Source organism: Luteimonas fraxinea, from assembly GCF_021233355.1.
GTDB lineage: Bacteria > Pseudomonadota > Gammaproteobacteria > Xanthomonadales > Xanthomonadaceae > Luteimonas > Luteimonas fraxinea.
Genome location: NZ_CP089507.1, coordinates 1,272,467 through 1,285,611, shown reverse-complemented (window position 1 = coordinate 1,285,611; position 13,145 = coordinate 1,272,467). Strand labels below are relative to the sequence as shown.

Below are 13,145 nucleotides of genomic sequence, written 5' to 3'. Positions count from 1 at the left end.
CGAGGCGAGCAGGGCGACATCGGGTTCGCCCATCGACTGCGCTGCAAGACGTGTGCCGGGCGCGGGCATCGCACCGGCGTAGCGCACGCCGGTGTCGTAGGCGGGCAGGCCGCGCTGTTCCATGCCGGCGATCGCGTTGCTGATCGTGGGGCCGTTGGCGATCGCGGTGAGCTTGGCGGCGTAGCGCGGATCGGTGGCGTAGCCGGCGCGCTGCAGCGCAGTTGCGAATCGATGCACGTCCTCGCCGGTGCCGCGCGCGGCGGCATAGCGGTCGTTGCCGATCAGGCGCGTGTAATCCGCGAAGCTTTCGGCGGGCGAGCCGTAGGCGCGGAAGCGCGCCTGCTCGGTCTGGCGCACGCCGTTGACGTATTCGTGGGTACCGGTCTTGACGCTCTCGCCCGACCAGCGGCTGCCGGCCTTGATGCCGAACAGATTGTTCGAGTTCACGCCCTTCTCCCCGGCCAGACGGCGGCCCCAGCCGGTCTCGAGCGCGGCCTGCGCGACGAGTGCCTTTGCCGGCACGCCGAGTTCGGCCGCAGCCTTCTGCGCGTGCGGCCAGATCGACTGCACGAAGGCTTCGGGGCTGCTGGCATCGAGCGTGATGCCGGTATCGAAGCCGGTATCGGACGGCGGTGCGGGCATCGCGGGCATCGGCAGCGCCTGCAGCGACACGCCGCTGCGCGTGGACGCGAGCGACAGCGTGCCGCCGGGCGCGGCAGTCGGCATCGCGCTGCCGCCGGGGTTCGAGAGTTCACCCGCCGGGCGCAGGCCCAACGTCATGCCCGCAGGCGGCTGCGCGAGCGGCAGTGCAGGTGCGCCGGTGGTGCCGGGCAGACGCGTATCCAGCGGCACCTCGTCGACGGCTTCGCCGGTGCTGCGCTGCAGCTGGCGCTCGATCTGCGAGGCCAGGCCGAGGCCCTTGCCTTTGGTGATCTCACGCGCGAGCTGCTGGTCGTACATGTCGCGATAGGTGCTGTTGTCGCCGCCGAGTGGATCGCCCGACGTCGTGCTGCGCATCGACTTCACCAGCATGTGCGCGAACTGCGTTTCCAGTTCGCGCGCGGCTTCGCGGATGCGCGGCTGCGACGGTGTCGCAGCGGCATCCAGCGGCATGGCGGTGGCGGCAGCGATGCGCATGGCGGAGGCGTCAGATGATCTCGAGCTCGGCGCGCAGGGCGCCGGCGCGCTTGAGCGCTTCGAGGATCGCGACCAGATCGCCCGGCGCCGCGCCCACCGCATTCACCGCACGCACGATCGATTCCAGCGAAGTGCCGCCCTGGAACATGAACATCTTGCCGCCGTCGGCGGTCGCGCTGACCGTCGACTGCGGCACCACCACGGTCTGGCCGCCGCGCGAGAACGCTTCGGGCTGGCTGATCGCCGCGCCTTCGACGACCGACACCGTCAGCGAGCCGTGCGACACCGCGGCCGGCAGCACGACGACCATGCCACCCATGACGACGGTGCCAGTGCGCGCATTGACGACGACCTTGGCCGCGGCGGTGCCCGGGCTCACGTCCAGCGATTCGAGCTGGGCAAGAAAGCCGATGCGATCCATCGCCGGCGGGGTGATCTCGATGGTCACGCCATCGATCGCCTGCGCGGTGCCGATGCCGAAGTTGCGGTTCACCGCCTCGACGATGCGCGAGGCGGTGGTGTAGTCGAACTGGTGCAGGTTGAGCGTCACCGTGCCATCGGCGCTCTGGGCGTTGCCCGGCACCGCGCGCTCGACGATCGCGCCGTTGGGAATGCTGCCGCCATTGGGGGCGTTGACCGAGATGCGTGAACCGTCGCGGCCTGCCGCGCCGAAACCGCTGACGACCAGCGTGCCCTGCGCGATCGCGTAGATCTGCCCGTCGGCGCCGCGCAGTGGTGCCATCAACAACGCGCCACCACGCAGCGAACCGGCGTTGCCGATCGACGACACGGTGACGTCGATCGTCTGGCCCGGCTTCGCGTACGGCGGCAGCTCCGCCTGGATCGCGACCGCGGCGACGTTCTTGAGCTGCGGATTCACGCCCGGCGGAATCGTCACGCCCAGCTGGTCGAGCATCGTCTTGAGACTCTGCACGGTGAAAGGCGTCTGCGAGGTGCGGTCACCGCTGCCGTCGAGACCGACGACGAGGCCGTAGCCGACCAGTGGATTGCCACGCACGCCGGCGACCTGCGCCAGGTCCTTGACGCGTTCGGCGTGCACCGGCGCGGCGGGCAGTGCGAGCACCAGCGTGCCCAGCAGTGCGGCGCTGAACGTGATGGCGCGTGAGATGAAAGTCGCGGAAACGGAAGACATGTCGGCAGGCCTCAATAGGGCGCAGCGGCGGAATTGAAGAAGCGACCGAGCCAGCCCATCGCGTTCGAGCGCGCCATCGCGCCGCGGCCGCCGTAGACGATGCGGGCGTCGCCGACGCGGTCGGAGGTCACGCGGTTGTCGGGGCCGACGTCAGACGGACGCACGATGCCCTGCACCTGCACCAGTTCGTCGCCCTGGTTGAGGCGCACCTGCTTCTCGCCGGCGACGCGCAGGTTGCCGTTGGGCAGACGTTCGATGACGGTCACGGTGATGTTGCCGGCGAGCGCATTGCTCTGCGTCGAGTTGCCCTGGCCGTTGAAGCCGCGCTTGGCTTCCACTTCGGCTTCGAGCACGTTGCGGCCGTTGAGCGTGACGTTCTGGCCGAACAGCGTGGGCGCGCCCATGCCGATCGTCGAATTCTTGCTGATGCCGGTCTGCGCATTGCTGCGCGCGCTGGTGCTCTCGACCAGCACGACGGTCAGCAGGTCGCCGACCTCGCGCGCCTTGTTGTCCTGGAACAGGCGGATACCCGGATTGCCGCTGCCATCGGTGGCGCCGGCGAAGATCGAACCGCCGCCATCGCCCGATACCGGCTGCACGTACGCCGCACGCGGTCCGTAGGCGGCCGTCGCCGCGGCTGGATGCTGCGGGAACGGCACCACGTCGCCGACGAAACTCGCGCAGCCCGACAACGGCAGTGCGGCGAGCACGAGAGTGGGAAGCAGCAGGCGCATGGTCGCGATCACAGGTTGTTGTTGAGGTAGCCGAGCATCTGGTCGACGGTCGAGATCGCCTTGGCGTTGGTCTCGTACGCGCGCTGCGTTTCGATCATCGACACCAGTTCTTCGACGGTGTTGACGTTCGAGCTTTCCAGCGAGCCCTGGATCAGCAGGCCCGCACCGCTCTCGCCAGGTGCGCCGGTCTGTGCCGGGCCCGAGGCGCTGGTCTCGGTGTAGAGGTTGCCGCCCAGCGATTGCAGGCCGGTCGGATTCACGAAATCGGTGAGGGTCAGTGAACCGATCTGGGTCGATTCGCTCTGCCCCGCGAGCTGCACGCTGATCGTGCCGTCGCTGGCGATGGTGATGCTCTGCGTGCCTTCCGGCACCTGCAGACCCGGCTGTACCGGATAGCCTTCGTTGGTCACCACTTCGCCTTCGGCGTTCATCTGGAACGCGCCGTCGCGGGTGTAGGCGCTGCTGCCGTCGGGCATCAGCACCTCGAAGAAACCGCGGCCGTTGATCGCCACGTCCATCGCGTTGCCGGTCTGCGACAGGTTGCCCTGCACGAAGGACTTCGCGGTCGTCGCCACGCGCACGCCGGTGCCGGTCGCCATGCCGCTGGGCAGCGTGGTCTGCTCCGACGACGCACCGCCGGGCTGACGCTGCACCTGGTACAGCAGGTCTTCGAAATTCGCGCGGTCGCGCTTGAAGCCGGTCGTGTTGACGTTGGCCAGATTGTTGGAAATGACCGCCATGCGCGTCTGCTGCGCGTCGAGGCCGGTCTTGGCGATCCAGAGTGCCTGTGTGGTCATGGCGGTCTATTCCTGAAAGATGGGATCAGCGCGAGGACAGCAGTGAATTGGCCGAACGCGCGGACTCGTCTCCGGCCTGCAAGACGCGTACCTGCATCTCGAACTGGCGCGAGAGCTGGATCATCGACACCAGCGCACCGGTCGCATCGACGTTGCTGCTCTCCAGCACACCGTTCTGCAGCACCGCACCCGCGGCCGGCACCGGCGCCGGACGGGCCGCGCTCGCGCGCAGCAGGCCGTCCTCGCCGCGCACGAGATCGGCGGTCGTGGTCTCGACCACCTGCAGCCGGCCGACCTGGGTCATCGACGAACGCGGCGAACCCTGCGGAATCACCGACACGGTGCCGTCGGCGCCGATCTCCATGCCGTCGTTGGGCGGAATCGCCATCGGCTGACCGCCCGCATCGAGCAGCTGCAGCCCGGTGCCGGTGGTCAGCAGACCGTTCTGGCTGACCCGCAGATCGCCGGCGCGGGTGTACGCGGTGCCGCCGGTGGGGTCCTGCACCGCGAACCAGCGATCGGCATTAAGCGCGACATCCAGCGGACTGCCCGTCGTGCTGAGCGCCCCGGTCGCATTGCTCACCCCGACCACGCGCTCGGCCGTGGCCACCCGCGACGACAAACCGTCGCCTGTGACCGGCATCGCAGTCGTGGCGCTCAAGGTCGCACGGAAGCCGACGGTGTCGACGTTGGCGAGGTTGTGGGCGACGTTCGCCTGCGCGCGCAGCGAGGCGCTGGCGCCGGTCATCGCGATGTAGAGGGCTTTGTCCATGGAACTGGACGTGCAAGGGCTGTGCCGCGGGGCGCGCCGGGCCTTGGGTGTTCGCTCCTGTTCGCCAGTAACGGCGCTCTACTCGGCGCGTTTCCTGCCTCGCTGAAGCCAAGCACCTCTCCCTCTGGGAGAGGTCGACGCGCACAGCGCGTCGGGTGAGGGATGCCGTTGCTCGGCTCTGGTTCTGGCTCCGGCTCTGCGGTTGCCTTTGCCTTTGCTTCGGCCGTTGCCCTTGATCTCGAATCGAGCCGTAGAGCGAGCCGAGCACCGGAGCCTGGCGTGGCCGAAGAGCAGCCCATGTTTGAGCGCAGCGAGTTTGGGCTGCGTGCCGCGTCAGGCGAGGAGCGGAGGGCACCGATGCGGCTGTATCGCATCGGCTCGTGTCCGGCGAAGACGGTTTTGCTTACTTTTGCCAAGACAAAAGTAAGCCGCGCGACAGCGCGGAAGCCCTGTACTTGATCTTCGCTCCTGCGGTTGATTCTTTCCAAAATCAAAGTCGCAAAGCGACAAGCGAAGAAGCCCAGGCAAGTACAGAGCTTTCGCCCGCTACGCGTGCGAGTTCCTTTTTGACGGGCCAAAAAGGGAACCAAAAACCCCCTTCGCCGGACGCGATCCGCCGCGATACAGCCGCGGCGGTCCCCTGCGCTTCTCGGACGACGGGGCACGCAGCCCAAACTCGCTGCGCTCAGACATGGGCTGCTCTTCGACCCCGCCGCCCTGCGATGCTCGGCTCGCTCTACGGCTCGATTGAGATCAAAAAGAGCACCCTCATCCGCCCCTTCGGGGCACCTTCCCCCAGAGGGGGAAGGACTGGAGCAACACAGCAAAAAAGCAAGCCAATGCGAAGTGAAACCGCCCGCCGCGCGGCGACGGGCGCTTGCGCTTATCAACGCAGATTGATCACCGTCTGCGTGATCTGGTCCTGCGTCTGGATCATCTGCGCGTTCGCCTGGAAGTTGCGCTGGGCGGTGATCATGCTGACCAGCTGTTCGGTCAGGTCGACGTTCGAGGCTTCCAGCGCGCCGCCCTGGACCAGGCCGAACTGCGAGGTGCCGGCGGCGCCGCGCAGTGGCTGGCCGGATTCGAAGGTTTCGGAGAATGCGTTGTCGCCGGCCTGCTGCAGGCCCTGCGGGTTGGCGAACATGGTCAGTGCGACCTGGCCGAGCGGCTTGGAAACGCCGTTGCTGTAGCTCGCCTGGACCACGCCTTCGGCCGAGACCGAGATGCCCGACAGGCTGCCGGTGGCGTAGCCGTCCTGGGTCAGCTCCGACACGGCGAACTTCTGGCCGTACTGCACCGAGTTGCCCAGTTCCAGCGCCAGCGTCATCGGACCGGCGCCGCCCGGCGGGGTGTGGGCGGGCAGGGCGATGTTGCCGCCGGCCGGCGAGATCAGCGCGCCGGTGTCGGAGTACTGCAGGGTCTGCGGGGTGCCGACGTTCACGCCGTCGATCTGGGTCTGCACCGTCCACTCGTTGTCGTTGGCGGTCTTGGTGAAGTACAGCGACTGCGAGTGCGAGGCGCCCAGCGAGTCGAAGACCGTTACCGACGTGGTGTGGCTGTAGGTGGTCGGATCGGTCGCGTCGAATGGGGTGTTGGTCGGCGCGGTCGCGTTGCCCGGCAGGGTCACGCCCACGTTGACCTTGGTGCTGACCTTCGGCGGCGCATCGCCGGTCGCCAGCTGCAGATCGTTGAGCTTGCCGGTGTTGAAGCTGCGGCCGTCGCCGGTGGGCGCATAGACCTGCAGGCGCTGGCCCGACGGATTCACCACGAAGCCGGTGTTGTCGGTGGTGAAGTTGCCGGCGCGCGAGTAGACCGTCTGGCCGTTGTTGGACAGGGTGAAGAAGCCCTGGCCCGACACGCCCATGTCCAGCGCCTGGCCGGTGAAGTCGATGTTGCCCTGGTTGAACTGCTGGGCCACGCGCTGCAGGCGCGAGCCGGCGCCGACGGCGTTCTTGGCCAGGCCATACGGCGAGACCGCGAACACGTCGCCGAACTCGGCGCGGCTCTGCTTGAAGCCGATCGTGTTGGCGTTGGCGATATTGTGCGAGGTGACGCTCAGATCGGACGAGGCGGTGTTCATGCCGCTCAGGGAAATACGGAAGCTCATCGGGATTCTCCGGAAGAGTCGGGTACGGATTGAGGAGGAGGAAGCGGCGGTCAGCCGATGCGACGGACGGCGGCGAGCGAGTGGCTGCCGATGCCGGCCATGTTCAACGTCAGGCCGCTGGCCTCGATGGAGACGCTCTCCACCTTCGCCTTCACGCGCACCGACAGGGCTTCGCCCGTGCCGGCACCGTCGGCGGCGCTGCCCGCGACCGCCTTGATCGTGTAAGTGCCGCCCGCGGCCGGAGTGCCGGCATCGGTCAGGCCATCCCAGTCGAACGCGGTTGCGCCGGCGGCGGAGGCCTGCACGGTCATGCGGCGCACCGTGGTGCCGCCTGAATCGACGATCTCGATCGTCTGCGCACCGGCGCGGGTCGCCTGGATTTCGCCACTGAGCGGCGCACCGGCCGCCAGCTGCACCTTCGAGGTTTCCACCAGTGCGTCGTGGCCGACGAGGCTGGCCGCGCGCAGGGTCTGGTCGGACTCCATGACGCTGGCCATCGAACCCATCGCCGTCTGCATCTGGTCGATGCCCTGCACGGTGGAGAACTGCGCCAGCTGGCCGAGGAACTGCTGGCTGTCGAGCGGCTTGAGCGGATCCTGGTTCTTCAGCTGCTCGGTCATCAGCAGCAGGAAATTCGCCTGGCCCAGCGCGCCGGTCGATTTCTCGGCGGTGGTCTGCTTCGGCGTGAGGCCGAGGCCTGCGAGGGTACTGGTGTCGACGGTGGCCATGGTGGCGGTCTCGAAGGGGCGGGCCGTCAGCGGCCCATGTTCAACGTGGCCAGCGCGGTTTCCTTCGCGCTGTTGAAGACCTCGACGTTCGCCTGGTAGCTGCGCGAGGCGGAAATCAGATCGACCATCTGCGCCACCGGATCGATGTCCGGCGCGTAGACGTAGCCGTTGCCGTCGGCCAGCGGATGGCCCGGCTCGTAGCGCTTGATCGGCTGCGCCTGGCTGTCGAGCACCTGCGTGGCGCGCACGCCCTGCAACGCCGGATTGTTCCCGACCTGCTCGGTGGTGAAGATCGGCTGCTTGGCGCGGTAGACGGTGTTGGGATCGCCCGACACCGAATCGGCATTGGCCATGTTCGAGGCGACGGTGCTCAGTCGCACCGACTGGGCGTTCATCGCCGAACCGGCGACGTCGAAGATCGGCAGATTGCTCATGGATGCGGTCCTTACTGGCCGGTGATCGCGGTCAACATGCCGCGCACCTTGGCTTCGACGAACGACAGCGAGGCGCGGTACTCGAGAGAGGCCTGCGCGAACGCCGCGTTCTCGCGGTCGCCGTCGACGGTGTTGCCGTCCAGGCTGGGCTGGCTGCTCGGCCGCAGGTAATGCGCGTTGGTCGCCGCGGTGGAGATCGCATTGCCCTGTTCCAGCGGCCCGCCGCGCTGCGCCGCCAGGGCGGCATTGAGGGCCCCGTTAAAATCGAGGTCCTGCGCCTTGTAATGCGGCGTGTCGGCGTTGGCGATGTTGGCGGCCAGCAACTGCAGACGCTGCTCGCGGACTGCGAGCGCGGTGCCGTGGATGCCTAGGAAGTCGGCCATGCTGCCCTCCAATGGGCGGGGTGTCGTTCCGATCAGGCAAGCCGCGTGCCAGAGGCGGTGCGACGGGCTTGCAGCGACATGACGGGTTGGAGTGGGCGCGCGTTGTTGATGTCGGGACTGGGGGTGTCGGGTTTCTGTCGCGGCCGTGATCAATACGCGCGTGCCGTGACGCATCCAGGGTCCGTGCAACCGGCGTTCCCCGCGTTTCACTTTCGTCATCCCGGCGAAGGCCGGGATCCAGCGCCTCGGCTTTCAGCCGTCAGCAATCCAGCGTTTCGGGCTCTACAGACCACGTCACTGGACTCCGGCCGACGCCGGAATGACGGCAGATGAGGACGAGACGGACCAGCGCCGGCACATCCCTTGCACCTCTCCCGCGCATGGACACTCCGCGCGCCCGACTCCGATCCTTCTGCCTGCCCGCCGCCCTATTGCTTGCGTGCGCGTCACCCGCATTCGCCGAGTCCGCCCCGCAGCCCCTCGACGCCATCCGCGCCGCGGCCCTGCAGGCCATCGGCGGACCGGACGCCGCTGGCGAAGCCCGGCTCGACTCACGCCTGCGGCTCGCTGCCTGCAGCCAGCCGCTCGAAGCCGTCGCCACCAGTCCCCGCATCGCCCAGGTGCGTTGCGGCGATGCGCCCGGTTGGCGTCTGTATGTCCCGGTCACGCTGCGCCGCGAGGCCGACGTGGTCGTCGTCACCGGCCCGGTCCGTGCCGGCGAACCCATCGATCCATCGAAACTGAGTGTGCAGCGCCGCGAGGTCGGCCATCTGGACGGTGCGGTCTTCAGCGATCCCGCCGAACTCGCCGGCCGGATCCCGGCCCGCGGTCTCGGCGCCGGCAGCGTGCTGACCGGCAACGACGTGCAGGCCGGGCAGCCGGTCAAGCGCGGCGATCCGGTAGTGCTGGTCTCGCGCGCGGGCGGCGTGGAAGTTCGCGTGCCCGGCGTCGCGCTGGGCTCGGCGCGGGTCGGCGAGCGGGTCGCCGTGCAGAACAGCGGCTCGAACAAGGTGATCCGCGGCCGGCTGACCCCGGAGAGCGGCGTGGTCGAGGTCGTCCTCTGAGCCCCATCTCCGGAAGCTGAACGTGTCATCACAACTTCGCATCGCGCGGGGCCTCAAGTTCCGCCGCGGGTGGCCGTTATCGTGTTCGTACCGAGAACGAGGAGCCTCCCGATGACCCACAGGATCGACGCACCGCCTCCGGCGGTCCGCGCGGCGGAAGCCACCGCACTGTCGTCCGTCGGCCGCACCGGCGCCCCGCGCAACGAACCCGTCGCGGCGACCCCGGCGGTCGACCGCGTCATCCTGACCGGCGACGCCGAAGGACTGCAGGCCATGGGACGCGAACTGGGCACCGCACCGGCGGGCATCGACATGGCCCGCGTGAACGCACTGAAGGCGGCGATCGCCGACGGCAGCTACGCCATCGACGCCCCGACCATCGCCACCCGCATGCTGGGCCTGGAGCGCCAGCTGGAGGGCGCGCGATGAGCGCCGTCATCCAGTCCGGCGCCCTCGACGCCCTTGAAGGCGCGCTGCAAGCGGAACGCCAGGCGCTGCTCGACAACGACGTCGTCGCGCTGCTGGCCTCTACCGAAGCCAAGGTCCGCGCCCTGCGCCAGGCCGAAGCCGCCCCGCCGGATCTTTCCGTGGCCGACCGCATCGCCGCCCTGCGCATCCTCAACCAGGCGAACAGCGTGCTGCTGTCGCGCCGTCGCCGCGAAGTCGACTGGGCGCTGCGGCACATGGGCCGCACGGAATCGACCGGCACCTACGGCGCGAACGGCTACACCGGCACCCGCGCGCAGGCACGGCAGTTGGCGGTGGTCTGAGGCACGCTCTGCTCTGATTCCTTTTGAAGGCCCGCGAAAGCGGGCCTTCTGCTTTCTTGGGCAATCAGGTTCTCGACGTTGTGCTTGGCGCACCGCCCGCACTACTTGTTGCCCGTAGCCAATTGCGCATTGAGCCGCACGCCCGTCATTCCAGCGAACGCCGGGCTTTCAACGGACGCATGTCCGGTCATCCATTTTGATTTTTCTCTTCGCTCCGGATCTTGCTCCGGCTCCGGTGTTGGCTCCGGTGTTGGCTCCGGTTTTGGCTGTTGCTGTTGCCGTTCGCCCTCGACGTCAATCGAGCCGTAGAGCGAGCCGAGCATCGCAGGACGACGGGGTCGTAGAGCAGCCCATGTCTGAGCGCAGCGAGTTTGGGCTGCGTGCCCCGTCGTCCGAGAAGCGCAGGGGACCGCCGCGGCTGTATCGCGGCGGATCGCGTCCGGCGAAGACGGTTTTGCTTACTTTTGCCAAGACAAAAGTAAGCCGCGCGACAGCGCGGAAGCCCTGTACTTGATCTTCGCTCCTGCGATTGATTCTTTCTTTTGCTCGAACGTCGAAGTCGCAAAGCGACGAGCGAACAGGCATAAGCAAGTACAGGGCTTTCGCCCGCTGCGCGTGCGAGTCCCTTTTGGATGGACCCAAAAGGAACCAAAAGGTCCCTTCGCCGGACGCGAGCCGACGCGATGAAGCCGCGTCGGTTCCCTGCGCGCCTCGCCTGACGCGGCACGCAGCCCAAACTCGCTGCGCTCAGACATGGGCTGCTCTTCGGCCACGCCAGGCTCCGGTGCTCGGCTCGCTCTACGGCTCGATTCAGATCAAGAGATGGGAGCCACAGCCACAGCCGCAGCAAAAGCCAAAGCCAAAAGCAAAGCCAAAGCCGAAGCCAAAGCCAAAGCCGAAGCCGAAGCCGAAGCCGAAGCCGAAGCCGAAGCTAAAGCCGAAGCAGAAGCCGAAGCCGAAGCCGCACGAGTGTGCGATTCCGCACACTCCACAGGCCCGCCATCCCCCCGCGCTAGACTGTGCATCCCTGTCCGTTGCCAAACTTCCTTATGCGATCGAAGCTGGATGTCCGCCGGTTCCTGCCGGCTCTGCTGCTCGCCCTGCTGGCCGTTGGTTGCCAGCGCGAATCCGGAGAACAGACCGCCGTGACCCCCGCGACCGGTCCTGCGCCTGCCGCCGTCGACCGTGATGAGCATTCCTACGCCGAGCCCGACAAGGTCGTCACCGAAGACCTGGCGCTCGACATCGCGCTGGACTTCGATGCGAAGACCATCGCCGGCACCGCGACCTACACGCTGCAGTGGAAGGACCAGGCCGCGACGCAGCTGGTGCTCGACACGCGCGATCTGACGATCTCCAAGGTCGAAGGCGAAGCCGCCGGCGGCCAGTGGCAGCCGCTGCAGTACGCGCTGGCGCAGGCCGATGCGACGCTCGGCAGCAAGCTCACCATCGAAACGCCCGCGCGCAACGCCAAGGTCCGCGTGACCTACGTGACCTCGCCGGACGCGTCGGGTCTGCAGTGGCTCACGCCGGAGATGACCGAAGGCAAGCAGTTGCCCTTCATGTTCAGCCAGTCGCAGCAGATCCACGCGCGTTCGTGGGTGCCACTGCAGGACACGCCGGCGATCCGCTACACCTACACCGCGCACGTCACCGCGCGCCCAGACGTCATGGTGCTGATGAGCGCCGACAATGATCCGGCCGCGCAGCGTGATGGCGACTACAGCTTCAAGATGCCGCAGAAGATTCCGTCGTACCTGATGGCGATCGCCGCCGGCGATCTGGTGTTCAAGGAAATCTCGAACCGCAGCGGCGTGTGGGCCGAGCCGGCGATGATCGATCGCGCGGTGGCGGAGTTCGCCGATACCGAGAAGATGATCGCGACCACCGAGCAGCTCTACGGCCCGTACCGCTGGGAGCGTTACGACCTGCTGATCCTGCCGCCGTCGTTCCCCTACGGCGGGATGGAGAACCCGCGTCTGTCGTTCATCACCCCGACCGTCATCGTCGGCGACAAGTCGCTGGTCTCGCTGATCGCGCACGAGCTCGCGCACAGCTGGTCGGGCAACCTGGTGACCTTCTCCAGCGCCAAGCACGGCTGGCTCAACGAAGGCTTCACCAGCTACGTCGAGAACCGCATCGTCGAGTCGCTGTACGGCAAGGAAGTCAGCGACATGGAGTACGTGATCGCGCGTAACTCCCTGCGCGAGAACATCGCGTCGATGCCCGAAGCCACGCAGGCGCTGGCGGTCAAGCCGGATGTCGCACTCGATGCCGACGACGCGCTGAGCGCGGTGTCCTACGACAAAGGCGCGTGGTTCCTGCAGTTCCTCGAGCAGCGCTTCGGTCGCGAGAACTTCGATGCGTTCCTGCGCGGCTACTTCGACCACTTCGCGTTCCAGAGCATCACCACCGAGCAGTTCCTCGCATACGCCAAGGAGAATCTGTTCGACAAGTTCCCCGACACCGTGACCGAGGCCGAGATCCAGGAATGGGTCTACGCGCCGGGCATTCCGGGCTACGCGCCGCAGGTGATGTCGCGCAACTTCGGCATCGTCGATTCTGCGCGTCTGGCGTGGCTGGGCAGCGCGCAGCTGCCGCCGCGTCAGATCACCGACGCGTGGTCGACCCAGGAATGGCTGCACTTCCTCGAAAGCCTGCCGCCGACGCTGACCGTCGAACAGCTGGCCCAGCTCGATGAGGCCTACAAGTTCACCGGCACGGAGAACGGCGAGATCGCAATGCGCTGGTATCCGCTGGCGGTGCGCAGCGGCTACACGCAGGCGAACGAGGCACTGGCCGAGTTCACCGCGCGCGTCGGCCGTCGCAAGCTGATCATGCCGATCTACACCGCACTGGTGCAGACCGAGCCGGGTCTCGCGCTGGCGAAGCAGATCTTCGCAACCGCGCGTCCGGGCTATCACCCGATCACGACCGGTTCGGTGGAGAAGCTGATCAACGAGGCCAAGCCCGCACCGGCGCCGGCACCGGCTGAAACGCCTGCGGCAGATGCGGCTGCGCCTGCCGATCCGGCGGCGCCAGCACCGGCACCCGCCAACTGAGGCG

General features: G+C 67.6%; 14 protein-coding genes and 1 pseudogene. 4 read left to right on the top strand and 11 right to left on the bottom strand.

From position 1 onward, the window contains the following. Nucleotides 1-54: 54 nt before the first annotated feature. The 9 genes and pseudogenes from flgJ to flgB all read right to left on the bottom strand — a co-directional run. A pseudogene (flgJ, locus tag LU699_RS05795) lies at nt 55-1,137 on the bottom strand (flagellar assembly peptidoglycan hydrolase FlgJ); the annotation flags it as partial. A gap of 10 nt (nt 1,138-1,147) precedes the next feature. Continuing rightward, complete coding sequence (locus LU699_RS05790) at nt 1,148-2,290, bottom strand: flagellar basal body P-ring protein FlgI (protein ID WP_268738748.1); 1,143 nt, start codon at nt 2,288-2,290, stop codon at nt 1,148-1,150. Nucleotides 2,291-2,301: 11 nt separating this feature from the next. Then, nucleotides 2,302-3,024, bottom strand: a complete 723-nt coding sequence (gene flgH / locus LU699_RS05785; RefSeq protein WP_232134109.1) for a flagellar basal body L-ring protein FlgH — start codon at nt 3,022-3,024, stop codon at nt 2,302-2,304. 8 nt (nt 3,025-3,032) lie between these two features. Next, entirely contained in the window at nt 3,033-3,821 is a 789-nt protein-coding gene (gene flgG, locus LU699_RS05780) for a flagellar basal-body rod protein FlgG (RefSeq protein ID WP_232134110.1), read from the bottom strand. Nucleotides 3,822-3,846: 25 nt separating this feature from the next. Beyond that, on the bottom strand, nt 3,847-4,593 hold the full coding sequence (locus LU699_RS05775; protein WP_232134111.1) for a flagellar basal body rod protein FlgF: 747 nt from the start codon (nt 4,591-4,593) through the stop codon (nt 3,847-3,849). Nucleotides 4,594-5,479: 886 nt separating this feature from the next. Beyond that, complete coding sequence (gene flgE, locus LU699_RS05770) at nt 5,480-6,700, bottom strand: flagellar hook protein FlgE (RefSeq protein ID WP_232134112.1); 1,221 nt, start codon at nt 6,698-6,700, stop codon at nt 5,480-5,482. 50 nt (nt 6,701-6,750) lie between these two features. Continuing rightward, nucleotides 6,751-7,428 carry a flagellar hook assembly protein FlgD gene (locus tag LU699_RS05765; RefSeq protein ID WP_232134113.1) on the bottom strand — a complete coding sequence of 226 codons (678 nt, stop codon included), beginning with the start codon at nt 7,426-7,428 and terminating at the stop codon, nt 6,751-6,753. Nucleotides 7,429-7,454: 26 nt separating this feature from the next. Then, nucleotides 7,455-7,862: a flagellar basal body rod protein FlgC gene (gene flgC / locus LU699_RS05760; protein WP_232134114.1), complete on the bottom strand. Its 408-nt coding sequence runs from the start codon at nt 7,860-7,862 to the stop codon at nt 7,455-7,457. An 11-nt stretch (nt 7,863-7,873) separates the two neighbouring features. Next, entirely contained in the window at nt 7,874-8,257 is a 384-nt protein-coding gene (flgB, locus tag LU699_RS05755) for a flagellar basal body rod protein FlgB (RefSeq protein ID WP_425491098.1), read from the bottom strand. A 368-nt stretch (nt 8,258-8,625) separates the two neighbouring features. Here flgB and flgA point away from each other — a divergent pair, with 368 nt between their 5' ends. The 3 genes from flgA (at nt 8,626) to LU699_RS05740 (ending at nt 10,079) form a co-directional block, all read left to right on the top strand. After that, on the top strand, nt 8,626-9,309 hold the full coding sequence (gene flgA, locus LU699_RS05750) for a flagellar basal body P-ring formation chaperone FlgA (RefSeq protein WP_232580508.1): 684 nt from the start codon (nt 8,626-8,628) through the stop codon (nt 9,307-9,309). A gap of 111 nt (nt 9,310-9,420) precedes the next feature. Further along, entirely contained in the window at nt 9,421-9,738 is a 318-nt protein-coding gene (flgM, locus tag LU699_RS05745; protein WP_232134117.1) for a flagellar biosynthesis anti-sigma factor FlgM, read from the top strand. Next, nucleotides 9,735-10,079, top strand: a complete 345-nt coding sequence (locus LU699_RS05740; RefSeq protein WP_232134118.1) for a flagellar protein FlgN — start codon at nt 9,735-9,737, stop codon at nt 10,077-10,079. The genes flgM and LU699_RS05740 overlap by 4 nt, the downstream gene beginning before the upstream one ends. 101 nt (nt 10,080-10,180) lie before the next feature. Here the strand turns inward: LU699_RS05740 and LU699_RS05735 are convergent, their stop codons facing one another. Together LU699_RS05735 and LU699_RS05730 are read right to left on the bottom strand one after the other, a co-directional pair. Continuing rightward, a complete protein-coding gene (locus LU699_RS05735) occupies nt 10,181-10,402 on the bottom strand; it encodes a hypothetical protein (protein WP_232134119.1) in 222 nt (73 codons plus the stop codon). Between the two features lie 487 nt (nt 10,403-10,889). After that, nucleotides 10,890-11,066, bottom strand: a complete 177-nt coding sequence (locus LU699_RS05730; RefSeq protein WP_232580507.1) for a hypothetical protein — start codon at nt 11,064-11,066, stop codon at nt 10,890-10,892. A gap of 62 nt (nt 11,067-11,128) precedes the next feature. Between LU699_RS05730 and LU699_RS05725 the strand changes: the two genes are divergently transcribed. Continuing rightward, nucleotides 11,129-13,141 carry a M1 family metallopeptidase gene (locus tag LU699_RS05725; protein ID WP_232134121.1) on the top strand — a complete coding sequence of 671 codons (2,013 nt, stop codon included), beginning with the start codon at nt 11,129-11,131 and terminating at the stop codon, nt 13,139-13,141. Nucleotides 13,142-13,145: the final 4 nt, after the last annotated feature.